Here is a 20,195-nt window from a genome sequence, read left to right as displayed (position 1 = left end):
CCATGCGTCCAAAACGCCCACATCGCCGGGGCGGGTCGCTGCGCCGCAATCGCGCCGCGTTCGCCGTGTTGTGTCCGATGATGTATATAGCCTCAAAGCGGCGTGGCGCCGCCTCGGCCGAATATTTTGCCACAGTGGCGATACGGCTTGGGCAGGCCGTCGCTGTCCATGGCAGTGACATGGGGCCAGTCGTCCCAGGCCGCACACATCACGCAAAAGATAAAGACGTTCAGTCAACTACATGGTTAACAATTATAATTAACCATTGTTAATGTAAGGCATGAAGCAGGATATGGCGAGACGCGCAGCATCGGTCAGGGCGGGCGAAGCACGAGGGATCGCGGCGCGGGCTGCCGCAACATCACTCGCTATCGGTCTGTTTTTGCTGGCGCTGTTCGCCCTGCCCGGCGCGACCTCAGCCACAGCGCAGCCGCGGCCAGATGATCTGGTGCGCGCTTCACTGCTGATCGAGCCATCGGCGATCCAGGCCGGCCAGCCATTCACCGTCGCCGTGCGGCTGCAGATGAAGCCGCACTGGCATACCTATTGGCGCAACCCTGGCGATTCCGGCCTGCCGACCGAAATCCGCTGGACCCTGCCGAAAGGCTTCAGCGCAGGCCCGATCCAATGGCCGACGCCGGAACGACTGCCCGTCGGGCCGCTGATGAATTTCGGCTATGAGGGCGTGGCCTATCTGCTCACCGAGATCACCCCGCCGGCTGATTTGGCCCCTGTCGGCCAAATCAGGCTGCAGGCCGAGGCCTCCTGGCTGGTGTGTGAGAAGGAATGTGTGCCTGGCGGCGCCAGCCTCAGCGCCAGCGCCCCGGCGGCGCCCGCGACCAGTTCGGTCCCCCCGGCGGCGAGCCATGCCAGTGATTTCCGCGCGGCGCGCGCGGCGCTGCCAACGCCCCTCGCCGGCGCCAGCTTCAGCCTCGACGCCGCCGCCCTGCGCGTCACCGCGCCGCTGCCGCCTGAGCTGGCGGGCACAACGCCTGGCGCCGTGGCGTTCTTCCCGGTCGACGAGAGCCTGATCGACAACGCCGCGCCGCAAGCGTTCAGCGTCGACAATGGCCAGCTCAGCGTGATTATTCCGCGTGCGACCAGCTCGCTGACCCCTTCGGCGCCAACCCCCGGCCACCTTGAGGGCGTGCTGCAGCTGACGGCGAACGGCGCAACGCGCGGCTACGCGATCACCGTCGGCACGCCGCCCGCGCCTGTCGCCGCCAGCAGCGCCCCGCATCCGGCCCTGCGCGCCGCGGCGACGCAAGACAATGCGGCTGCTCCAGCAAACGCCGCGGTCGCGCCGCCTCTGCCCGCCGACACCGACCATCTGACGCTGATCACCGCCATCATTCTGGCCTTCTCCGGCGGCGTCATTCTCAATCTGATGCCCTGCGTGTTCCCGGTGCTGTCGATCAAGGTGCTGTCGCTGGCCCAGGGGGCGGGCAAGACGCCGGGGGCGATGCGCCTGCATGGCGTCAGTTATGGCGCTGGCGTGCTGGCCGCCTTTGCGGCGCTGGCGCTGGCGCTGATAGCGGCGCGCCAGGCGGGCGCCAGCGTCGGCTGGGGCTTCCAGCTGCAATCGCCGGTGGTGGTGGCGGCGCTGGCCTGCGTCATGCTGGCCATGGGGCTGGGGCTGAGCGGGGCGGCACAATTGGGCGGCGGTCTGGCTGGCATTGGCGACCGGCTGACCCGCAGCGGCGGCTACGCCGGTTCGTTCTTCACCGGCATTCTGGCGGCGGTGGTGGCCAGCCCCTGCACCGGCCCGTTCATGGGCGCGGCGATTGGCTTCGCTCTCACCCAGTCAGCGCTGGTCACCGTCGCGGTGTTTCTGGCGCTGGGCGCTGGCCTCGCGGCGCCTTTCGTGCTGCTCGCCTTTGTTCCGGCGCTGGTGCGGCGCCTGCCGCGCCCCGGACGCTGGATGGAGATTCTCAAGCAAGCGCTCGCCTTCCCGCTGTTCGCCACCGCCGCCTGGCTGCTGTGGGTGCTGAGCCAGCAGGTCTCGCCGATTGGCCTGGCGCTGGCGCTCACCGGCCTTGTCGCCGTGGCGCTGGCGCTGTGGGCTGGCGCCTTGGCCGCCAGCTCAGGTCGCGCCGGCGCCATTGCAGCCCGGATGACCGCCGTCATCGCCTTGTGCATCGCCATCGCCTGCATCTGGCGCGTCGACAGCTTCGCCGCGACTCCAGGCGCCGCCGCGCCTGCGCCAGGCGTCGAGGCATTCTCCCAGCAGCGGCTCGACGCGCTGGTTGAGGAAGGGCGACCGGTGTTCGTCAATCTCACGGCGGCCTGGTGCATCACCTGCATGGTCAATGAGCGCACCACCCTCGACACCGCCGCTGTGCGCGACAGTCTGAAGGCGCGCGGCGTGGTTTATATGAAGGGCGACTGGACCAACCAGAACCCGGAGATCACCGCCATTCTCGCCCGCTTCGGCCGTGGCGGCGTGCCGCTCTATCTGCTGTATCGCGGCGACGGGGCCGCCCCGCAGGTGCTGCCGCAGATCCTGACGCTCGGCCTCGTGGTCGACGCGCTCGACGCATTGCCGCTGCGCACCGCCACAGACGGCGCCGGCGCTGCGGGCGGCTGAGGCCCGTCGGCAGGAAGGCGCCCCCGACCCCACAGGCGCCCTCTCGCTTGTGTGGCGGGCCAGACGGCCCAATAATCATGCCCGAGCGCGCCACAGCGCAGCGGCGCCGACCAGCGTGCCCCTGTCAGGCGGATGGCGATAGGAGTGAGCACAGGGCGCGCCGCACCAGCGGCAAGGGAAGGAATAGCCATGGCCACGAATGTATTGTTGAGCCGCCGCCGCCTGCTGCAGGGCGCCGCCGCTGTCGCGATCAGCCTTGCGGCGCCTGCCCTGTTGTCGCCAGCGCCAGCCATGGCTGCGGCGCAACTGGGCGCGCCTGCCCCTGGCTTCACCCTGACGTCGGCGAACGGCGACGCGGTGTCACTGGCCGACTTCCGGGGCAAGATCGTCGTGCTGGAATGGACCAATCACGACTGCCCGTTCGTACGTAAACACTATATCAGTGGGACCATGCAGAGCCTGCAGCGCGATGCCCGGGCCGGCGGGGTGGTGTGGCTGACCATCATTTCATCGGCGCCAGGCGAACAGGGCCATGTCTCGCGCGCCGAAGCGCAGCGCCTGAGCGCCAGCCGCGGGGCCACGCCCACCGCCGTGCTGTTCGATCCGGATGGCAAGACCGGCCGCGCCTATGGCGCCCGCACCACGCCGCACATGTATATCATCACGGCCGACGGCAAGCTGGCCTATATGGGCGGGATCGACGACAAGCCCAGCGCCAACACCGCCGACATCGCCACCGCCCGCCCGCATGTGCGCGAGGCGCTGGCGGAACTGACCGCCGGCAAACCAGTCAGCACACCGCAATCCCGCCCCTACGGCTGCGCCATCAAATACGCCAGTTGAGGCGGCGGACGCCGCCAGACTGATTGCGGCGCATCGCGCAGCCCAGCTCAGCCGTCATGCCCGTGCCTGTCACGGGCATCCACGTCTTGGCTGCAGAGGTCGGAGGAACCGGGACAAATGGCAACAGGCTCTCAGGCGCATCAGCTTCCTGCAAAAGTGGATGCCCTTCCCGAGCCCCCTCAAACGAATGCATGCCCGTGACAAGCACGGGCATGACGGGTGGAACGGCGAGGCTGGGATGGTTGGCGTGTCGCAGAGAGAGCAACCACTCCGAATCCAGGATGAGACCACCCCACGCCAGTGGATGACCAGAGGCCGGAGGCTACACATCCGAAGACTGTCCCGCCCCAAAGCCGTCATGCCCGTGCTTGGCACGGGCATCCACGACTTCCGCACGCTTTGCCTGGTCAGCCGCCACGCGTCACCGTCACGCCCGGACGGCGGCGAGGCCGCCAATCAGCCCAGGGTCGCCGTGAACACCTCATCGCCACGCTTGATGGTGATCTCCCAATAGCGGGCGCGACGCTCGAGCACATCGCCGAGTTCGCGCGAGGTGGCGACTTTCTCGCCATTGACGGCCAGGATGATGTCGCCCTTGCGCAGGCCGACGCTGGCGGCGTTGGAGCGTTCGGCGATGTCGAAAATCACCGCGCCATTGCCCATGATGTCCATGGACAGCTCTTCGGCCACAGCCGGCGACAGATTGGCCGCCGTCGCGCCGCCGAATGGGGTGCGCTGCGGTAGCTTGACGAGGTCGCGGGCCGGGGTTTCCGGCGCAGCCGACAGCCGCAGTTTCAGGGTTTCCTTTTTGGCGCCGCGCAGCACCGAGAGCGTCGCTTCGCCGCCCATCGGCCGGGTGGCGAGGCGATAGCCGAAGGCGTCTGGATCCTCGACGTTCTGGCCATCCACCGCGAGAATAACGTCGCCGCGCTTCAGGCCCGCCGCCTCGGCCGGTCCATCCTTGCGCACCTCGGCGACCAGCGCGCCCGTGGGGCGGTCGAGGCCGACGCTCTCGGCCAGATCCGCCGTCACCGCTTGCAGGCGGCCGCCAAAATACGGCCGGCGCACCAGCTTGCCGCCGCTCTTCGCCGATTCCACCACCACTTTGGTCATGGCCGCCGGAATGGCGAAACCAATGCCGACGCTGCCGCCAGAGCGCGAATAGATGGCGCTGTTGATGCCGACCAGCCGCCCCTTCATATCCACCAGCGCGCCGCCCGAGTTGCCCGGATTGATCGCCGCGTCGGTCTGGATGAAGAACTGGTAGTCGCCGATGCCGACCTGGGTGCGGGCCAGCGCCGAGACAATGCCCTGGGTCACCGTCTGGCCGACGCCGAACGGGTTGCCAATGGCCAGCACCAGATCGCCAACCTCCAGCGCATCGGAATCGCCCAACTCCATGGCCGGCAGGGTCACGCCCTTGTCGCGGATGCGCAGCACGGCGAGGTCAGTGCGCGGGTCACGCAGCACGATATCGCAGGCGAATTCGCGCTTGTCGGCGAGCGCAATCTTCACCTCGGTCATGTTCTCGATGACGTGATGGTTGGTGACGATGATGCCCGATGGGTCAACGATCACGCCCGAACCCAGCGAGCGCGCGACGCGCTCACGCGGCACCCCGAACTCACCGCCGAAGAACCGACGAAAGAACGGATCCTCGAACAGCGGGTTCTGCGCCCGACGCTCGACCCGGGCGCCATAGACATTGACCACCGACGGGGCGACGCGCTTGACCACCGGGCTGAACGACAGGGCGATCTCACCGCGGCTCTGTGGAACCTGCTGCGCCTGCGCGCCAAACGCCGAAGCGCCGAGCACCGTGGCGGCAAGCGCCAGCGCCAGAGCGGAGCGCCGCCATGGACGCATGACGCCCGGCCGATGACCCTTGCGATCCGCCATGTCGTCCAATGCCCTCACCATCCATCATCTCCCCTCGTCAGCCGCCAGGCCCCTGCCAGCCGGCGCCATTGGCCGAATGGCCAACCGCGCTGATAACCCAAGCTGTCGCAAGGCCATCTGGTTCCCGCACGTCGCCATGGCGCCGCAAGGCATCCTGCCCTCACCATAGAACCAGAATCATGGCCGCCATGTGCGCATCATTGGGCTGAAGACACAAAAAAAGGCGGTGGAAATCCACCGCCTCATCAACCGGCCTCAGGGCCAGAAGATCACGCCTCGTCGGCGATCTGGGTCGGACCGGAGTCCTTGCCCTTGGCGTCGACGTCACGATCGACGAACTCGATCACGGCCATCGGCGCGTTGTCGCCGAAGCGGAAGCCAGCCTTCATGATGCGCAGGTAGCCGCCGTTGCGGTCCTTGTAGCGCGGGCCAAGCACGGCGAACAGCTTGCGGACCTGATCCTCGTCACGGACGCGCGAGATGGCCTGACGACGGGCGTGCAGATCGCCGCGCTTGCCGAGGGTCACCAGCTTCTCGACGATCGGACGCAGGTCCTTGGCTTTCGGCAGGGTGGTGACGATCTGCTCGTGCTTGATCAGGGCGGCGGCCATATTGGCGAACATCGCCTGGCGGTGCTCGGACGAGCGGTTGAAACGACGATGCGCGAAACCATGACGCATGGGGGCTCTCCAGTGTTATGCGACCGCCGTGCCACGGTACGGCCGCTCTCTTGTCTTGCTGGCCGGATCATCCGGCCAGGGAACAAACTCAGTAATGCTCTTCGAAGCGCTTGGCGAGGTCTTCGATGTTCTCCGGCGGCCAGCCCTGCACGTCCATGCCGAGGTGCAGACCGAGGGTCGCGAGAACTTCCTTGATCTCGTTGAGCGACTTGCGACCGAAGTTCGGGGTGCGGAGCATTTCCGCCTCGGACTTCTGGATGAGGTCGCCGATGTAGACGATGTTGTCGTTCTTGAGGCAGTTGGCCGAACGCACCGACAGCTCGAGCTCGTCGACCTTCTTGAGCAGCGCCGGGTTGAAGGGCAGCTGCGGCGCAGCAGCAGCGCCAACCTCTTCGCGACGGGGCTCTTCGAAATTGACGAAGATGGCCAGCTGGTCCTGCAGGATGCGGGCGGCGTAAGCCACGGCGTCCTCAGGCGTCACCGAACCGTCAGTCTCAACCTCAAGGGTCAGCTTGTCATAGTCGAGAATCTGGCCCTCACGGGTATTCTCAACGCGATACGACACCTTGCGCACCGGGCTGTAGATGCTGTCCACCGGGATCAGGCCGATCGGCGCGTCCTCAGGCGTGTTGCGCTCAGCCGGCACATAGCCCTTGCCGGTGTTGACGGTGAACTCCATGCGCACTTCAGCGCCATCGTCCAGCGTGCACAGCGGCAGGTCGGGGTTGAGGATCTGGATGTCGCCAACGGTGTTGATGTCGCCGGCGGTGACAAGGCCCGGGCCCTGCTTGCGCAGCGTCATCCGCTTCGGGCCTTCGCCCTGCATGCGGATTGCGATCATCTTGACGTTGAGGACGATGTCGGTGACGTCTTCACGGACGCCCGGAACCGACGAAAACTCGTGCAGCACGCCATCGATCTGGATGGCGGTGACGGCCGCGCCCTGAAGCGACGACAGCAGGACGCGCCGCAAGGCGTTACCCAGCGTCAGGCCGAACCCGCGCTCCAGCGGCTCAGCCACCAGGGTAGCCACGTGCCTGCGGTCATCGCTGCCCGACACTTCGAGCTTGCCCGGCTTGATCAGTTCCTGCCAGTTTTTCTGGATCACGAGCACACCTCTGCGGATCTCATAAAGGGCGGCGCGCTGCCCCATTCAACCGGACAGCTGCGCCACAAACGATCTCGCCCCGGCCAGGGCCGGGGCAAGCAGGATCAGACGCGGCGACGCTTGCGCGGGCGGCAGCCGTTGTGCGCGATCGGGGTCACGTCACGGATCGAGGTGACGGTGAAACCAGCGGCCTGCAGGGCGCGCAGGGCCGATTCACGACCCGAACCCGGACCCGACACTTCCACCTCGAGGGTGCGCATGCCGTGGTCGGCGGCCTTGCGGGCGGCGTCCTCAGCAGCAACCTGAGCGGCGTACGGGGTCGACTTGCGCGAACCCTTGAAGCCCATCGTGCCAGCCGACGACCAGGAAATGGTGTTGCCCTGGGCGTCAGTGATGGTGATGAGCGTGTTGTTGAAGCTCGCGTTCACGTGAGCAACACCGGAGACGATGTTTTTACGCTCACGACGACGAACGCGCGTAACTTCCTTGGCCATAAAACTCTTCCTTCAGGCGCGCCCGTGGTGCCAGGCGCTCGGGATAAAAACACTGGCGCGGGACAGGGGCCGTAAGACCGCCCTGCCCCAACGCCGAACATTCAGAAAAAGCAGATTACTTCTTCTTGCCAGCGATCGGCTTGGCCTTGCCCTTACGGGTGCGGGCGTTGGTGTGCGTGCGCTGACCGCGAACCGGCAGGCCGCGACGGTGACGCAGACCACGGTAGCAACCCAGGTCCATCAGGCGCTTGATGTTCATCGACACTTCGCGACGCAGGTCGCCTTCGACCAGATAGTCGCGGTCGATGGTCTCACGAATCGCCAGAACCTCAGCGTCGGTCAGCTCGTTGACGCGACGTTCAGCCGGAATACCGACCTTCTCGCAGATCTCGCTGGCAAACTTGGCGCCAATGCCGTGGATGTACTGAAGCGCAATGACGGTGCGCTTATTGGTCGGAATATTTACGCCAGCAATACGAGCCAATGTCGTCTCCATGTCACCGGCGCGGTGGCCGGTCTGGTAAAAGCCGCCTGAGCGGCGAAATCCGCATCCGGTGGAGGCCGGCCTTGCGGGGAAACACCAATGCGAGCGGCGCCGTCCCTGCCTTAAGCAGAACAGCGCCGCCCGAAAAGTTGCGACCTGTTAACCCCAAAAGGCTCAGGCGTCAACCTTGTCCAGCGTCGCATAGAGCGCTGCGCTGACGGCGTCGATGGCCTGATTGCCGTCGATGCGGGTCAGGGCGCCCTTACCTTCGTAGAAAGGCGCAACCACTGCGGTATCGCGGTTGTAAGCGGCGAGACGGGTCTTGAACACTTCCGGATCATCGTCCGCGCGGACCGGTTCGCCACGGGCTTTCGACTCAGCGGCGCGATTGATGATGCGGCTGACCAGACCATCCTGATCGACCACCAGCTCAACCACGGCGTCCAGCTTCAGGCCCTTTTTCGCCAGCAGCGCGTCGAGCGCCTCGGCCTGGGCCACGGTGCGCGGGAAGCCGTCGAGGATGAAGCCCTTGCGGGCGTCCGCCTCTTCAACGCGATCGGCGATGATGCCGATGACGATCTCGTCAGACACCAGCTGGCCCGCATCCATCACAGCCTTGGCCTTGAGGCCGACCGGCGTGCCGGCGGCGACGGCCGCACGCAGCATGTCGCCGGTGGAAAGCTGCGGGATGCCGTAACGCTCCACCAGGCGCTTGGCCTGGGTGCCTTTGCCAGCGCCCGGAGGTCCGAGAAGAATCAGTCTCATTTACGCCGTCCCCCTTTGAGTTTGGCCTTCTTGACGAGACCCTCGTACTGGTGCGCAAGCAGATGCCCGTGAACCTGGGCCACCGTATCCATGGTCACGGTCACCACGATCAGCAGTGACGTGCCGCCGAAATAGAACGGAAGCGAGGCATAGGAGATCAGCAGCTCGGGGAGCAGGCAGATGAGGGCCAGATAGGCCGCGCCGATCACCGTGATACGGGTCAGCACATAATCGATATAGTCAGCGGTGCGGTCGCCCGGACGGATGCCCGGAATGAAGCCGCCCTGCTTCTTGAGATTGTCCGCGGTCTCGGCCGGGTTGAACACGATCGCCGTATAGAAGAAGGCGAAGAACACGATCAGCGCCACATACAGGATGATGTACAGCGGGCGACCATGGCCGAGATAGGCCGACATCTGCGCCAGAATGCCCGTGCCGTCGCCAGCCGCCGAGAAGCTGGCGATGGTGGTCGGCAGCAGCAGCAGCGATGAGGCAAAGATCGGCGGGATGACGCCGGCGGTGTTGAGCTTCAGCGGCAGGAACGAGGTCTGGCCTTCGTACAGCTTGTTGCCGACCTGGCGCTTCGGATAGTTGATCAGCAGCCGACGCTGGGCGCGCTCCATGTAAACGATGAAGGCGATGGCGGCGACCGACATGACCAGCACGCCGAGAATGATCCCCGTCGACAGGGCGCCCTGACGGCCCAGCTCAAGCGTGCCGCCAATGGCCTGCGGCAGCTCGGCGACGATGCCGGCGAAAATGATCAGCGAAATGCCGTTGCCGATGCCGCGCGCGGTGATCTGCTCACCGAGCCACATCAGGAACATGGTGCCGCCAAGCAGCGTGATGACGGTCGAAATGCGGAAGAACAGGCCGGGATCCAGCACCACATTGCCCGAGCTCTCCAGACCAATGGCGATGCCCCACGCCTGGAACACGGCGAGCACAACGGTCAGATAGCGGGTGTACTGGTTGATGACCTTGCGGCCCTGCTCGCCCTCCTTCTTCAGCTGCTCCAGCGACGGCACGATGCTCGTCAGCAGCTGGATGATGATGGAGGCCGAGATATACGGCATGATGTTGAGCGCGAAAATCGCAAGGCGCCCAACCGCGCCGCCAGAAAACATGTTGAACAGGCCAAGCACGCCGCCCTGGGTCTGGCGGAAAATCTCAGCCACCGCGTCGGGGTTGATGCCCGGAAGCGGGATATAGGTGCCGAGGCGATAGACGATCAGCGCTCCCAGCGTAAACCAGATCCGTTTCTTCAACTCCTCCGCCTTGGAGAAGGAACTGAAACTGAGACTGGATGCGAGCTGCTCAGCTGCTGACGCCATGGTGTGTCCCCGGGCCCTTCCGGAGGGCGGCGCGCCGCCCTCCGGGTGATTGGGCCGTCATAGAAATTATCGGAACTTCAGACGGTTACATCGTCATCCTGAAGCAGAGCCTCAGGCCTCGGCAGCAACCTCACCGCCGAGAATCGTGACCGAACCGCCAGCCTTCTCGACCGCTTCTACGGCAGAGCGGGAAGCGCCTGCAACCTGCAGGGCGACCTTGGCCTTCAGTTCGCCGACGCCGAGGATGCGCACGCCGTCGCGAAGCTTGGTCACAACGCCAGCCGCCATCAGGGCTTCAACGGTGATCGGAGCCTTGGCGTCCAGCTTGCCCGCGTCAATCGCGACCTGCAGACGACCGAGGTTCACCTCGTTGTAGTCCTTGCGGAAGATGTTGTTGAAGCCACGCTTCGGAAGGCGACGATGGATCGGCATCTGGCCGCCCTCGAAGCCCTTGATGGCGACGCCAGCACGGGACTTCTGACCCTTGACGCCACGGCCGCCGGTCTTGCCCTTGCCCGAACCAATGCCACGGCCAACGCGCATGCGTTCCTTGGTGGCGCCCGGGTTATCGCGAATGTCTGTGAGCTTCATGTTTCTCACTCCCCGTCCACGACACGAACGAGGTGCTTGACGGCTTCGATCATGCCGCGGGTCGCGGAATTATCGGGAAGCGTCGAGCGCTTGTTCATCTTGTTGAGGCCCAGGCCGATCAGCGTTGCACGCTGGGTCGACACGCGGCGGATCGGGCTGCCGATCTGCACAACGGTCACGGTCTTCTGTGTATTGGACATCTCGCCCCCCCTCACGCTTCAGCGGAAACGTCAGAGCCGGCGTCGCGACGACGCGACTGAAGGGTCGACACCTTCAGGCCACGGCGGGCGGCGACGGAGCGCGGGCTGTCTTCCTGCTTCAGCGCGTCAATGGTGGCGCGAACCAGGTTGTAGGGGTTCGACGAACCGAGCGACTTCGCCACGACATCGTGCACGCCCAGGGTCTCGAACACGGCGCGCATCGGACCACCGGCGATGATGCCGGTACCCGGAGCTGCGGCGCGCATGATGACCTTGCCAGCGCCCCAACGACCGTTGACGTCGTGATGCAGGGTGCGGCCTTCCTTCAGCGGAATGCGGACCAGCGTGCGCTTGGCGGCTTCAGTCGCCTTGCGGATCGCCTCCGGCACTTCACGCGCCTTGCCGTGACCGAAGCCAACGCGACCCTTCTGGTCGCCAACGACCACGAGAGCGGCGAAGCCGAAGCGACGACCACCCTTCACGACCTTGGCGACACGATTGATATGTACAAGGCGATCAACGAATTCGCTGTCGCGCTCGCGCTCTTCGCGCGGCTGCCTGTCTCTTGCCATAACCATCTCACTTTCGCAGGAGTGCGGCTGCTCCCGCTCGCAAATTGATGAAAGCCGCAAATGAACCGCTGACTTATACTAGGATGCGAAGATGCTCACGCATCCGCATCCGTGAATGCTCAGGCGCCGCACGGGCTTAGCCTGAACCCGATATGCCATGCTCATCGGGTTCAGGTACTAAACGCCAAAAATGGCTGACGCAATCAGGCCGCCCCTCAGGAGCGACCTGTTGCACAGCCATTCTGAGCGAATGAACGCGTCAGAAGTTCAGGCCACCCTCACGGGCGGCGTCCGCCAGGGCCGCGACGCGGCCGTGGTAGATGTAGGAGCCACGGTCAAAGACAACGTCCTTGACGCCAGCAGCCACAGCGCGCTCGGCGACGAGCTTGCCGATGACCTTGGCGGCCTCTACGTCCGCGCCGGTCTTCAGACCACCGCGCACATCCTTCTCCAGCGTGGAGGCGGAAGCCAGAGTGACGCCCTTAACATCATCGATGACCTGGGCGTAAATCTGCTTGGAGGACCGGAACACCGACAGTCGCGGACGACCATTGGCGGCGGCCCGAAGGGAGCGGCGAACGCGGGCCTTGCGGCGATCGCTCGAACCTTGATTCGAAGCCATGTTCGATCCTTACTTCTTCTTGCCTTCCTTGCGGAAGATGAACTCACCAGCGTACTTGACGCCCTTGCCCTTGTAAGGCTCGGGGCCACGGTACTCGCGGATCTCGGCGGCCACCTGGCCCACCTGCTGCTTGTTGATGCCAGACACGACGATTTCCGTCGGCTTCGGCGTGACAATCGAGATGCCAGCCGGAACCGGGTAGTCAACGTCATGGCTGAAGCCAAGCGACAGCTTCAGGTTGCTGCCCGCGACCGCAGCGCGGTAACCGACGCCGTTGATCTCAAGCTTCTTCTCAAAGCCCTTGCTGACGCCCTCGACCAGGTTGCTCACCTGCGAACGCGACATGCCCCAAAGGGAGCGGGCCTTCTTGGTTTCGCTACGCGGCTGCACCGAGATGGAGCCGTCTTCAAACGCAACCGACACATCGTCAGGCACGACGAAGGACAATTCGCCCTTTGCGCCCTTGACCTTAACCAGCTGACCGTCGACCGTCGCAGTGACGCCGGACGGCACGGTAACCGGCTTTTTTCCGATACGAGACATAATATGGTCCCCCGTGGGTTCGACAACGCTGCTGGTCAGAAGACCTTGCAGAGCACTTCGCCGCCCACGTTGCTCTCGCGAGCCGTATGATCGGCCATGACGCCCTTCGGCGTCGAGAGAATGGTGACGCCAAGACCGTCAGCAACGCGAGGCATCGCGTCCACTGAAGCATAAACCCGACGACCCGGCTTCGAGACGCGCTCGATCTTGCGGATCACGGGCTGGCCATCGAAGTACTTGAGTTCGATTTCGAACTCGGTACGGCCGTTGCCATATTCGGTCACGGTGAAGCCGCGGATGTAGCCTTCCTGCTGCAGCACGTCGAGGACGCGGGCGCGCAGCGTGGAGCCAGGGCTGGTCACGCGGGGACGGCGACGCATCTGCGCATTGCGGATGCGGGTCAACAGATCGCCGATGGGATCATTCACTGCCATGGCGCTCTCCTTACCAGCTCGACTTCACGAGACCCGGGATCAGACCCTGGGAACCGAGCTCACGAAGCGCGATACGCGACATCTTGAGCTTGCGATAGTACGCGCGCGGGCGACCCGAAACCTCACAACGGTTACGGACGCGCGTCGGGCTGGAATTGCGCGGAAGCTGAGCCAGCTTCAGGACAGCCTCGAACCGCTCCTCAATCGGACGGTTCTTGTCTTCGGCGACCTCGAGAAGGCGGGTGCGACGGCCAGCATACTGCTTGACCAGCTTCTCACGCCGCTTGTTCTTCTCAATGGAACTCTTCTTGGCCATATTATTTTTCTCCGGTGTCCGCGTATGAGCAGGAAGCCCTGCTCACTGCCGGAACGGGAAGTTGAAGTGCTTCAGAAGCGCGCGGGCTTCGGCGTCAGTCTTCGCCGTGGTGCAGACGATGATGTCCATGCCCCACATGGTGTCGACCTTGTCGTAATTGATCTCAGGGAACACGATGTGCTCCTTGATGCCAAATGCGAAATTGCCGCGACCGTCGAAGGACTTGGCGTTCAGGCCGCGGAAGTCACGGACGCGCGGCAGCGCGATGGTGACCAGACGGTCCATGAACTCGTACATGCGCACGTTGCGCAGCGTCACCTTGGCGCCGATCGGCATGTTCTCGCGCAGCTTGAACGTCGCGATAGCCTTGCGGGCGCGGGTCACCAGAGCCTTCTGGCCAGCAATCTGCGTCAGATCAGCCGCAGCGATCGTCGCCTTCTTGCTGTCGCCGGTGGACTCGCCAGCGCCGATGTTCAGCACGATCTTGTCGATGCGCGGAACCTGCATCGGATTGGTGTAGCCGAACTCTTCGATCAGCGCCGGACGAACAACCTCGTCATAGTGCTTGCGAAGACGGGCGGCGTAACCTTCCGGAGCGCGCGGACGGCCGGTAGCAGCAACCTCAGACTTGTCAGCCTTCGGCGCCTTGGTCTTGGCGACCTTCTTGCTGTCTTTCTCAGCCATCGATCACTTCCCCGGAACGCTTGGCGACGCGCACCTTGCGACCATCTTCCAGAACTTTGAAACCAACGCGGGTCGCCTTGCCATCCTTCGGATCAGCAAGCGCGATGTTCGACAGGTGCAGCGGGGCTTCCTTCGAGATGATGCCGCCCTGCGCCGTCTGGGTCTGACGCTGGTGACGCTTCACCAGGTTGAGACCACGAACAACCGCACGCTCTTCCTTCGGCAGAACCTGAACGACTTCGCCAGACTTGCCCCGGTCACGACCGGTGAGAACGACGACCGTGTCGCCCTTCTTGATCTTCGCAGCCATCAGAGCACCTCAGGGGCGAGCGAAATAATCTTCATGTGATTGCGAGCGCGCAGCTCACGCGGCACTGGTCCGAAAATACGGGTGCCAATCGGCTCTTTGTTGTTGTTGATCAGAACCGCTGCATTGTTGTCGAAGCGGATGACCGAGCCGTCTGCGCGACGGATGTCCTTCGCGGTGCGGACGACGATCGCCTTCATGACGTCGCCCTTCTTCACGCGACCGCGCGGAATCGCTTCCTTGACGGACACCACGATGATGTCGCCCACGCCTGCGTACTTGCGCTTGGAACCGCCAAGCACCTTGATGCACATCACGCGGCGGGCGCCGGAGTTGTCAGCGACATCAAGGTTTGTCTGCATCTGGATCATGGCAAGATCCTTTCTCTGTCTCAGCCGGTTTCCGACGCCACCGGCGCCGGACTACGACTGACGGGGATCTGGCGTCCCCTCGCCGTATGTGACGGGGAAATCAGGCCTGGCCTGACTTCTCCAGCACGACCCAGGACTTGGTCTTCGAAATCGGCTTCGATTCCTGGATCAGCACCTCGTCGCCCACATTGAACACGTTGCCCTCGTCGTGGGCGTGGTAGTTCTTGGTGCGACGCACAGTCTTTTTGAACAGCGGATGGGTGAAGCGACGCTCCACCTTCACCACCACAGTCTTGTCGCCCTTATCACTGACGACAGTACCCTGGAGAACGCGCTTCGGCATTCCCGCCTCCTCAAGCCTTCTGAGCGGCAGGCTGGGCCTGCAGCGTGCGGATGCGGGCGATGTCCCGACGGACCTCACGCACGCGATTCGTGTTTTCCAGTTGCCCTGTAGCACGCTGGAACCGCAGATTGAACTGCTCTTTCTTCAGATTGACCAGTTCTTCACCGAGCTGGTCCGCCGACATCCGCTTGAGGTCGGCAAGCCTGTCTTTCGTCTTCATGGCCAGTTCCTCACTCGGCGATGCGCTGGATGAAGCGCGTCTTGATCGGCAGCTTGGCGGCGCCGAGACGAAGCGCCTCACGGGCGATCTCCTCGTTCACGCCATCAAGCTCGAACATGATGCGGCCGGGCTTGACGCGGGCTGCCCAATACTCAGGCGAGCCCTTGCCCTTACCCATACGCACTTCGGTCGGCTTGTCCGTAACCGGAACGTCCGGGAAAATACGGATCCACACGCGACCTGCGCGCTTCATGTGACGCGTGATCGCGCGGCGGGCCGCCTCGATCTGGCGTGCGGTGATACGTTCTGGTTCAAGAGCCTTCAGGCCGAACTCACCGAAGTTGAGGTCGGTTCCACCCTTGGCGACACCGTGGATACGGCCCTTGAACTGCTTCCTGAACTTGGTTCTTTTGGGCGACAGCATTGCTTCTGCTCCTGGCCTCCGCGCCCCTTAACGGGACGCGTCAGCCCCACGACGCGCCTGCGAGCGGCCGCCGTCATCGTTCATCTTCTTGTCCTGGGCCATCGGATCATGTTCCAGGATCTCACCCTTGAAGATCCAGACCTTGATGCCGCACGTGCCGTAGGTGGTGAAGGCCGTCGCCGTGCCGTAGTCGACGTCGGCGCGCAGCGTGTGCAGCGGCACGCGACCTTCGCGATACCACTCCTGACGCGCGATCTCGGCGCCGCCCAGACGACCGGAGCAGTTGATGCGGATGCCCTCTGCGCCCAAACGCATCGCCGACTGAACGGCGCGCTTCATGGCGCGGCGGAACGCCACACGACGCTCAAGCTGCTGCGCAATCGATTCAGCGACCAGGGTCGCGTCGATCTCAGGCTTGCGCACCTCGACGATGTTGATGGCGACATCAGCGTCGGTCATCTTCGCCACGGTGCGGCGCAGCTTGTCGATGTCTGCGCCCTTCTTGCCGATCACCACGCCCGGACGAGCCGAGTAAATGGTGACGCGGCACTTCTTGTGCGGGCGCTCAACGACGATGCGCGAAACAGCAGCCTGTTTCAGCATCTTGCGGAGCGCTTCGCGGATGCGCACGTCTTCGTGCAGCAGCTGGCCGTACTCGCCCTTGCGTGCAAACCACCGGGAATCCCAGGTGCGATTGACGCCGAGGCGAAGACCGATCGGATTAACCTTCTGACCCATAGTCCCGTCCTCAGGCTGACGCAGGCGTTTCGCGAACGACGATCGTCAAATTCGCAAACGGCTTCTCGATACGCGTGCCACGACCGCGAGCGCGGGCATGGAAACGCTTCATCACAAGACCCTTGCCGACGAAAGCCTCAGCAACGACCAGATCATCGATGTCGAGATCGTGGTTGTTCTCGGCGTTGGCAATGGCGCTCTGCAGCGTCTTGCGCACGTCGACAGCGATGCGCTTGCGGCTGAACTCGAGATCAGCGAGCGCGCGGGACACCTTCTTGCCACGGATCAGCTGAGCCACAAGGTTCAGCTTCTGCGGTGAAACGCGGAGGTTGCGCGCAACGGCGCGAGCCTCGTTGTCTGCAAGAGCGCGGGGATTGGCAGGCTTACCCATGCTTACCTCCTCTTCGCTTTCTTGTCAGCCGCATGCCCGTAATAGGTGCGGGTCGGGGAGAATTCGCCGAACTTGTGGCCAACCATTTCTTCGGTCACCTGCACGGGAATATGCTTCTGGCCGTTGTAGACGCCAAACGTCAGACCGACGAAGTGCGGAAGAATGGTGGAGCGACGGCTCCAGATCTTCACGACTTCCGAACGGCTGGACGCGCGAGCTGCGTCGGCCTTTTTGAGGAGGTATCCGTCGACAAACGGACCTTTCCATACTGAACGCGCCATTGTGCGGTTCCTTACTTCTTCCGCTTGTGCCGGCTGGTGACGATGAAGGCATCCGTGCGCTTGTTAGCGCGCGTCTTCTTGCCCTTCGTCGGCTTGCCCCACGGGGTGACCGGGTGACGACCGCCAGAGGTGCGGCCTTCGCCGCCGCCGTGCGGGTGGTCGATCGGGTTCATGGTGACGCCGCGGTTATGCGGACGCTGGCCAAGCCAGCGACGGCGACCCGCCTTGCCCATGTTGGTGTTCATGTGGTCGGGGTTCGACACAGCGCCGACGCTGGCGAAGCACTGACCATGAACCAGACGCTGCTCACCCGAATTCAGGCGCACAATGACGTAGCCATGATCGCGACCAACGATCTGCGCGTAAGCGCCGGCGGAACGGGCGATCGAGCCGCCCTTGCCGATCTTGGTCTCGATGTTGTGGACGATCGTGCCAATCGGCATGTTCGCCAGCGGCATCGCGTTACCCGGCTTGATGTCAGCCTGCTCGGCGGCGACGACGGTGTCGCCGACTGCGAGACGCTGGGGCGCCAGGATGTACGACAGCTTGCCGTCGGCAAACTTGATCAGGGCGATGAACGCGGTGCGGTTCGGGTCGTATTCCAGACGCTCGACGACAGCAGCCTCACCGAGGTTGTCGCGACGCTTGAAGTCGACAAGACGGTAGCTCTGCTTGTGTCCGCCGCCACGGAAACGGACCGTGATGCGGCCGTTGTTGTTGCGACCACCCGACGACGACTTGCCCTCGGTCAGCGTCTTGACCGGCTTGCCCTTGTACAGGGACGAGCGATCGACGAGAACCAGCTGGCGCGTACCCGGCGTGATCGGATTGTAGGATTTAAGTGCCATTGCTACAAATTCCCGTATCCGCTCACAGACCGGTCGTCACGTCGATGGATTCACCATCAACCAGGGTGACAACGGCCTTCTTGACGTCCGAGCGCTGACCAAGGGTGTTACGGAACCGCTTGACCTTGCCCTTGGTGACGAGCGTGTTGACGCTCGCAACCTTCACGTTGAACAGCTTCTCAACCGCCGCCTTGATCGCAGGCTTGGTTGCATTCTTGGCCACACGGAAGACGACCTTGTTCTGCTCAGACAGAACGGTCGCCTTCTCAGTGATCACCGGCGAGATGATCACGTCGTAATGGCGCACGTCAGTGGGGCGAGTGCTGCTCATTTGAAGCGCGCCTCCAGCGCGTCGACTGCCGCCCTGGTCAGCACGAGCTTCTCACGGCGAATGATGTCGTAAACGTTGATGCCCTGAACCGGCAGCACGTCGACGTTCGGAATGTTGCGCGCCGCGAGACCGAAGTTCGCGTCGAGTTCCGAGCCATCAATAACCAGAGCGCTATTGAGACCGAGCTTCTCGAACTGACCGCGCAGAGCCTTGGTCTTCGGCTCCACCGCAGCAGCCTTGTCAAGGATGACGATCGAGCCATCCTTGGCCTTGGCCGACAGGGCGTGACGAAGGGCGAGAGCGCGAACCTTCTTGGGCAGGTCGTGCGAGTGATCGCGCACCACCGGACCAAAGGCCTTGCCGCCGCCGCGGAACTGCGGAGCACTGGCGGCGCCATGACGCGCGCTGCCCGTGCCCTTCTGCTTGTAGACTTTCTTGCGCGTGCGAGCCACGTCCGAGCGACCCTGCGACGCATGGGTGCCCGCCTGGCGCGCGGCGAGCTGCCACCGCACGTAGCGGTGGATCAGATCAGCGCGGGGCTCGAGGCCGAAGATCGCGTCATTGACGTCGACCGATCCGGCGCTCTGCCCTTCAAGCGTGGTGATATCAAACTTCATCACGACGTCTCCTGGCCTTCAGTGGCCGGAGCCTCCGATACTGCCTCAGCAACGGCGCCGCGCTCACGGAACGCGCCTGGAAGCGGGGCTTCCTTGGGAAGCGCACGCTTCACAGCGTCACGGACCATGATCCAGCCGCCGGCGACGCCGGGAACGGCGCCTTCAACGAGAATCAGGCCGCGCTCGACGTCCGTCTGCACAACCCGAAGGTTCTGCGTCGTTACGCGGTCCACGCCCATGTGTCCAGGCATCTTCTTGCCTTTGAACACCTTGCCTGGATCCTGGCGACCACCGGTGCCGCCGATCGAACGGTGCGAAATCGACACACCGTGCGAGGCGCGCAGGCCACCGAAGTTCCAGCGCTTCATACCGCCGGCAAAGCCCTTACCAGTGGTGGTGCCGGTGACGTCGACGAACTGGCCGGCGACGAAATGGTCTGCAGTAATTTCTGCGCCAACCGGAATAAACTCTTCCGGAGCAACGCGAAATTCCACCAGGCGACGGCGCGGTTCAACGTTGGCCACTGCGAAGTGACCACGCTGGGCGCGGCTGACGTTCTTGACCTTGACCGAACCGGAACCGACCTGAAGGGCGGTGTAACCGTTGCGATCCATGGTCCGGTGCGCGACCACCTGGCACTGGTCGAGCTTCAGAACGGTGACGGGCACATGTTCGCCCGCTTCGGTGAAGACGCGAGTCATCCCCACCTTTTGTGCAATGACGCCTGAGCGCATTTGCGGATCCTCTAAGGCGTGCCGAGCCCAAGGGTCGGCATCAGCGCTCGTCAGAGCTTGATTTCGACGTCGACGCCGGCGGCCAGGTCGAGCTTCATCAGCGCGTCCACGGTCTGCGGGGTCGGGTCCACGATGTCGAGCACGCGCTTGTGAGTGCGCATCTCGAACTGCTCACGCGACTTCTTGTCGATGTGAGGCGAACGATTGACCGTGTACTTCTCGATGCGGGTAGGCAGCGGGATGGGGCCACGAACCTGGGCGCCCGTCCGCTTTGCCGTCGAGACGATCTCACGGGTCGACGCATCAAGGATGCGGTGGTCGAACGCCTTGAGGCGAATTCGGATATTCTGACCGTTGATCATAAGACCCCTCCGGGCCGACGTACTTCAAAAGAAAAGAGCGCGCCGCAACTCCGGCGCGCCCGGACCCGGAAT

General features: G+C 63.9%; 30 protein-coding genes. 2 read left to right on the top strand and 28 right to left on the bottom strand.

Features of this window, described 5'->3' with window-relative positions:
• Positions 1 to 292: 292 nt before the first annotated feature.
• On the top strand, positions 293 to 2,587 hold the full coding sequence (locus AC6A67_RS05185) for a protein-disulfide reductase DsbD family protein (protein ID WP_498035492.1): 2,295 nt from the start codon (positions 293 to 295) through the stop codon (positions 2,585 to 2,587).
• A gap of 189 nt (positions 2,588 to 2,776) precedes the next feature.
• Positions 2,777 to 3,430 carry a thioredoxin family protein gene (locus AC6A67_RS05180; protein ID WP_498035491.1) on the top strand — a complete coding sequence of 218 codons (654 nt, stop codon included), beginning with the start codon at positions 2,777 to 2,779 and terminating at the stop codon, positions 3,428 to 3,430.
• 456 nt (positions 3,431 to 3,886) lie between these two features.
• On the opposite strand, the gene AC6A67_RS05175 is transcribed toward AC6A67_RS05180, so the two are convergent.
• The 28 genes from AC6A67_RS05175 to rpsJ form a co-directional block, all read right to left on the bottom strand.
• Positions 3,887 to 5,296, bottom strand: a complete 1,410-nt coding sequence (locus tag AC6A67_RS05175; RefSeq protein WP_498035529.1) for a DegQ family serine endoprotease — start codon at positions 5,294 to 5,296, stop codon at positions 3,887 to 3,889.
• 302 nt (positions 5,297 to 5,598) lie between these two features.
• Positions 5,599 to 6,009 (bottom strand): 50S ribosomal protein L17, encoded by a 411-nt coding sequence (rplQ, locus tag AC6A67_RS05170; RefSeq protein ID WP_498035490.1) that lies wholly within the window; start codon positions 6,007 to 6,009, stop codon positions 5,599 to 5,601.
• 88 nt (positions 6,010 to 6,097) lie between these two features.
• On the bottom strand, positions 6,098 to 7,162 hold the full coding sequence (locus AC6A67_RS05165; protein ID WP_498035489.1) for a DNA-directed RNA polymerase subunit alpha: 1,065 nt from the start codon (positions 7,160 to 7,162) through the stop codon (positions 6,098 to 6,100).
• Between the two features lie 59 nt (positions 7,163 to 7,221).
• Positions 7,222 to 7,611, bottom strand: coding sequence for a 30S ribosomal protein S11 (rpsK, locus tag AC6A67_RS05160; protein ID WP_498035488.1), 390 nt, complete (start codon positions 7,609 to 7,611; stop codon positions 7,222 to 7,224).
• A 115-nt stretch (positions 7,612 to 7,726) separates the two neighbouring features.
• Positions 7,727 to 8,095 carry a 30S ribosomal protein S13 gene (rpsM, locus tag AC6A67_RS05155; protein ID WP_498035487.1) on the bottom strand — a complete coding sequence of 123 codons (369 nt, stop codon included), beginning with the start codon at positions 8,093 to 8,095 and terminating at the stop codon, positions 7,727 to 7,729.
• Positions 8,096 to 8,269: 174 nt separating this feature from the next.
• Entirely contained in the window at positions 8,270 to 8,860 is a 591-nt protein-coding gene (locus AC6A67_RS05150) for an adenylate kinase (RefSeq protein WP_498035486.1), read from the bottom strand.
• Positions 8,857 to 10,194, bottom strand: coding sequence for a preprotein translocase subunit SecY (gene secY, locus AC6A67_RS05145; RefSeq protein ID WP_498035485.1), 1,338 nt, complete (start codon positions 10,192 to 10,194; stop codon positions 8,857 to 8,859). Before secY ends, AC6A67_RS05150 begins: the two co-directional genes overlap by 4 nt.
• A gap of 111 nt (positions 10,195 to 10,305) precedes the next feature.
• Positions 10,306 to 10,785, bottom strand: a complete 480-nt coding sequence (gene rplO, locus AC6A67_RS05140) for a 50S ribosomal protein L15 (protein WP_498035484.1) — start codon at positions 10,783 to 10,785, stop codon at positions 10,306 to 10,308.
• 5 nt (positions 10,786 to 10,790) lie between these two features.
• On the bottom strand, positions 10,791 to 10,985 hold the full coding sequence (rpmD, locus tag AC6A67_RS05135; protein WP_498035483.1) for a 50S ribosomal protein L30: 195 nt from the start codon (positions 10,983 to 10,985) through the stop codon (positions 10,791 to 10,793).
• 11 nt (positions 10,986 to 10,996) lie between these two features.
• On the bottom strand, positions 10,997 to 11,557 hold the full coding sequence (gene rpsE / locus AC6A67_RS05130; protein WP_498035482.1) for a 30S ribosomal protein S5: 561 nt from the start codon (positions 11,555 to 11,557) through the stop codon (positions 10,997 to 10,999).
• A gap of 259 nt (positions 11,558 to 11,816) precedes the next feature.
• The gene (gene rplR, locus AC6A67_RS05125; protein WP_498035481.1) at positions 11,817 to 12,179 is read right to left on the bottom strand and encodes a 50S ribosomal protein L18; all 363 of its coding nucleotides are present in this window, start codon (positions 12,177 to 12,179) and stop codon (positions 11,817 to 11,819) included.
• A 9-nt stretch (positions 12,180 to 12,188) separates the two neighbouring features.
• Entirely contained in the window at positions 12,189 to 12,722 is a 534-nt protein-coding gene (rplF, locus tag AC6A67_RS05120) for a 50S ribosomal protein L6 (RefSeq protein WP_498035480.1), read from the bottom strand.
• A 35-nt stretch (positions 12,723 to 12,757) separates the two neighbouring features.
• Positions 12,758 to 13,156, bottom strand: a complete 399-nt coding sequence (gene rpsH / locus AC6A67_RS05115) for a 30S ribosomal protein S8 (protein WP_498035479.1) — start codon at positions 13,154 to 13,156, stop codon at positions 12,758 to 12,760.
• Between the two features lie 10 nt (positions 13,157 to 13,166).
• Positions 13,167 to 13,472 carry a 30S ribosomal protein S14 gene (gene rpsN, locus AC6A67_RS05110; RefSeq protein ID WP_448833943.1) on the bottom strand — a complete coding sequence of 102 codons (306 nt, stop codon included), beginning with the start codon at positions 13,470 to 13,472 and terminating at the stop codon, positions 13,167 to 13,169.
• A gap of 42 nt (positions 13,473 to 13,514) precedes the next feature.
• A complete protein-coding gene (rplE, locus tag AC6A67_RS05105) occupies positions 13,515 to 14,156 on the bottom strand; it encodes a 50S ribosomal protein L5 (RefSeq protein WP_498035478.1) in 642 nt (213 codons plus the stop codon).
• A complete protein-coding gene (gene rplX / locus AC6A67_RS05100) occupies positions 14,149 to 14,466 on the bottom strand; it encodes a 50S ribosomal protein L24 (protein ID WP_498035477.1) in 318 nt (105 codons plus the stop codon). Before rplX ends, rplE begins: the two co-directional genes overlap by 8 nt.
• Positions 14,466 to 14,834 carry a 50S ribosomal protein L14 gene (rplN, locus tag AC6A67_RS05095; RefSeq protein ID WP_498035476.1) on the bottom strand — a complete coding sequence of 123 codons (369 nt, stop codon included), beginning with the start codon at positions 14,832 to 14,834 and terminating at the stop codon, positions 14,466 to 14,468. The genes rplX and rplN overlap by 1 nt, the downstream gene beginning before the upstream one ends.
• A gap of 100 nt (positions 14,835 to 14,934) precedes the next feature.
• Positions 14,935 to 15,177 carry a 30S ribosomal protein S17 gene (rpsQ, locus tag AC6A67_RS05090; protein WP_498035475.1) on the bottom strand — a complete coding sequence of 81 codons (243 nt, stop codon included), beginning with the start codon at positions 15,175 to 15,177 and terminating at the stop codon, positions 14,935 to 14,937.
• A 10-nt stretch (positions 15,178 to 15,187) separates the two neighbouring features.
• On the bottom strand, positions 15,188 to 15,397 hold the full coding sequence (gene rpmC, locus AC6A67_RS05085) for a 50S ribosomal protein L29 (RefSeq protein WP_498035474.1): 210 nt from the start codon (positions 15,395 to 15,397) through the stop codon (positions 15,188 to 15,190).
• A 10-nt stretch (positions 15,398 to 15,407) separates the two neighbouring features.
• Positions 15,408 to 15,821, bottom strand: coding sequence for a 50S ribosomal protein L16 (gene rplP / locus AC6A67_RS05080; RefSeq protein WP_498035473.1), 414 nt, complete (start codon positions 15,819 to 15,821; stop codon positions 15,408 to 15,410).
• Positions 15,822 to 15,848: 27 nt separating this feature from the next.
• A complete protein-coding gene (gene rpsC, locus AC6A67_RS05075; protein WP_498035472.1) occupies positions 15,849 to 16,559 on the bottom strand; it encodes a 30S ribosomal protein S3 in 711 nt (236 codons plus the stop codon).
• A 10-nt stretch (positions 16,560 to 16,569) separates the two neighbouring features.
• Positions 16,570 to 16,950 (bottom strand): 50S ribosomal protein L22, encoded by a 381-nt coding sequence (gene rplV / locus AC6A67_RS05070; RefSeq protein ID WP_498035471.1) that lies wholly within the window; start codon positions 16,948 to 16,950, stop codon positions 16,570 to 16,572.
• A 2-nt stretch (positions 16,951 to 16,952) separates the two neighbouring features.
• Positions 16,953 to 17,231: a 30S ribosomal protein S19 gene (gene rpsS, locus AC6A67_RS05065; protein ID WP_132010732.1), complete on the bottom strand. Its 279-nt coding sequence runs from the start codon at positions 17,229 to 17,231 to the stop codon at positions 16,953 to 16,955.
• Positions 17,232 to 17,242: 11 nt separating this feature from the next.
• Positions 17,243 to 18,079, bottom strand: coding sequence for a 50S ribosomal protein L2 (gene rplB / locus AC6A67_RS05060; protein ID WP_498035470.1), 837 nt, complete (start codon positions 18,077 to 18,079; stop codon positions 17,243 to 17,245).
• 22 nt (positions 18,080 to 18,101) lie between these two features.
• Complete coding sequence (locus AC6A67_RS05055) at positions 18,102 to 18,410, bottom strand: 50S ribosomal protein L23 (RefSeq protein ID WP_132010728.1); 309 nt, start codon at positions 18,408 to 18,410, stop codon at positions 18,102 to 18,104.
• Complete coding sequence (rplD, locus tag AC6A67_RS05050; RefSeq protein ID WP_498035469.1) at positions 18,407 to 19,027, bottom strand: 50S ribosomal protein L4; 621 nt, start codon at positions 19,025 to 19,027, stop codon at positions 18,407 to 18,409. The genes AC6A67_RS05055 and rplD overlap by 4 nt, the downstream gene beginning before the upstream one ends.
• Positions 19,027 to 19,761 carry a 50S ribosomal protein L3 gene (gene rplC / locus AC6A67_RS05045; protein ID WP_498035468.1) on the bottom strand — a complete coding sequence of 245 codons (735 nt, stop codon included), beginning with the start codon at positions 19,759 to 19,761 and terminating at the stop codon, positions 19,027 to 19,029. Before rplC ends, rplD begins: the two co-directional genes overlap by 1 nt.
• A gap of 50 nt (positions 19,762 to 19,811) precedes the next feature.
• Complete coding sequence (gene rpsJ, locus AC6A67_RS05040; RefSeq protein ID WP_132010777.1) at positions 19,812 to 20,120, bottom strand: 30S ribosomal protein S10; 309 nt, start codon at positions 20,118 to 20,120, stop codon at positions 19,812 to 19,814.
• Positions 20,121 to 20,195 lie beyond the last annotated feature (75 nt).

It is taken from the genome of Camelimonas sp. FR25 (assembly GCF_059740505.1).
The sequence above is the reverse complement of the archived record's forward strand: the minus strand, read 5'-3'. Positions and strand labels throughout refer to the sequence as shown.

What these genes read in the sequence shown, in the direction of transcription:
- rplB (WP_498035470.1), bottom strand. Translation starts at nt 18,079, where the DNA reads ATGGCACTTAAATCCTACAATCCGATCACGCCGGGTACGCGCCAGCTG.
- rpsC (WP_498035472.1), bottom strand. Translation starts at nt 16,559, where the DNA reads ATGGGTCAGAAGGTTAATCCGATCGGTCTTCGCCTCGGCGTCAATCGC.
- AC6A67_RS05055 (WP_132010728.1), bottom strand. Translation starts at nt 18,410, where the DNA reads ATGAGCAGCACTCGCCCCACTGACGTGCGCCATTACGACGTGATCATC.
- rpsE (WP_498035482.1), bottom strand. Translation starts at nt 11,557, where the DNA reads ATGGCAAGAGACAGGCAGCCGCGCGAAGAGCGCGAGCGCGACAGCGAA.
- rplQ (WP_498035490.1), bottom strand. Translation starts at nt 6,009, where the DNA reads ATGCGTCATGGTTTCGCGCATCGTCGTTTCAACCGCTCGTCCGAGCAC.
- rplD (WP_498035469.1), bottom strand. Translation starts at nt 19,027, where the DNA reads ATGAAGTTTGATATCACCACGCTTGAAGGGCAGAGCGCCGGATCGGTC.
- rplC (WP_498035468.1), bottom strand. Translation starts at nt 19,761, where the DNA reads ATGCGCTCAGGCGTCATTGCACAAAAGGTGGGGATGACTCGCGTCTTC.
- AC6A67_RS05175 (WP_498035529.1), bottom strand. Translation starts at nt 5,296, where the DNA reads ATGCGTCCATGGCGGCGCTCCGCTCTGGCGCTGGCGCTTGCCGCCACG.
- rpsK (WP_498035488.1), bottom strand. Translation starts at nt 7,611, where the DNA reads ATGGCCAAGGAAGTTACGCGCGTTCGTCGTCGTGAGCGTAAAAACATC.
- AC6A67_RS05165 (WP_498035489.1), bottom strand. Translation starts at nt 7,162, where the DNA reads ATGGGGCAGCGCGCCGCCCTTTATGAGATCCGCAGAGGTGTGCTCGTG.
- AC6A67_RS05185 (WP_498035492.1), top strand. Translation starts at nt 293, where the DNA reads ATGGCGAGACGCGCAGCATCGGTCAGGGCGGGCGAAGCACGAGGGATC.
- rplV (WP_498035471.1), bottom strand. Translation starts at nt 16,950, where the DNA reads ATGGGTAAGCCTGCCAATCCCCGCGCTCTTGCAGACAACGAGGCTCGC.
- rpmD (WP_498035483.1), bottom strand. Translation starts at nt 10,985, where the DNA reads ATGTCCAATACACAGAAGACCGTGACCGTTGTGCAGATCGGCAGCCCG.
- rpsQ (WP_498035475.1), bottom strand. Translation starts at nt 15,177, where the DNA reads ATGCCGAAGCGCGTTCTCCAGGGTACTGTCGTCAGTGATAAGGGCGAC.
- rpsS (WP_132010732.1), bottom strand. Translation starts at nt 17,231, where the DNA reads ATGGCGCGTTCAGTATGGAAAGGTCCGTTTGTCGACGGATACCTCCTC.
- rplF (WP_498035480.1), bottom strand. Translation starts at nt 12,722, where the DNA reads ATGTCTCGTATCGGAAAAAAGCCGGTTACCGTGCCGTCCGGCGTCACT.
- rplO (WP_498035484.1), bottom strand. Translation starts at nt 10,785, where the DNA reads ATGAAGCTCACAGACATTCGCGATAACCCGGGCGCCACCAAGGAACGC.
- rplP (WP_498035473.1), bottom strand. Translation starts at nt 15,821, where the DNA reads ATGCTGTCGCCCAAAAGAACCAAGTTCAGGAAGCAGTTCAAGGGCCGT.
- AC6A67_RS05180 (WP_498035491.1), top strand. Translation starts at nt 2,777, where the DNA reads ATGGCCACGAATGTATTGTTGAGCCGCCGCCGCCTGCTGCAGGGCGCC.
- AC6A67_RS05150 (WP_498035486.1), bottom strand. Translation starts at nt 8,860, where the DNA reads ATGAGACTGATTCTTCTCGGACCTCCGGGCGCTGGCAAAGGCACCCAG.
- secY (WP_498035485.1), bottom strand. Translation starts at nt 10,194, where the DNA reads ATGGCGTCAGCAGCTGAGCAGCTCGCATCCAGTCTCAGTTTCAGTTCC.
- rpsN (WP_448833943.1), bottom strand. Translation starts at nt 13,472, where the DNA reads ATGGCCAAGAAGAGTTCCATTGAGAAGAACAAGCGGCGTGAGAAGCTG.
- rplN (WP_498035476.1), bottom strand. Translation starts at nt 14,834, where the DNA reads ATGATCCAGATGCAGACAAACCTTGATGTCGCTGACAACTCCGGCGCC.
- rplE (WP_498035478.1), bottom strand. Translation starts at nt 14,156, where the DNA reads ATGGCTGAGAAAGACAGCAAGAAGGTCGCCAAGACCAAGGCGCCGAAG.
- rplX (WP_498035477.1), bottom strand. Translation starts at nt 14,466, where the DNA reads ATGGCTGCGAAGATCAAGAAGGGCGACACGGTCGTCGTTCTCACCGGT.
- rpmC (WP_498035474.1), bottom strand. Translation starts at nt 15,397, where the DNA reads ATGAAGACGAAAGACAGGCTTGCCGACCTCAAGCGGATGTCGGCGGAC.
- rpsH (WP_498035479.1), bottom strand. Translation starts at nt 13,156, where the DNA reads ATGGCAGTGAATGATCCCATCGGCGATCTGTTGACCCGCATCCGCAAT.
- rplR (WP_498035481.1), bottom strand. Translation starts at nt 12,179, where the DNA reads ATGGCTTCGAATCAAGGTTCGAGCGATCGCCGCAAGGCCCGCGTTCGC.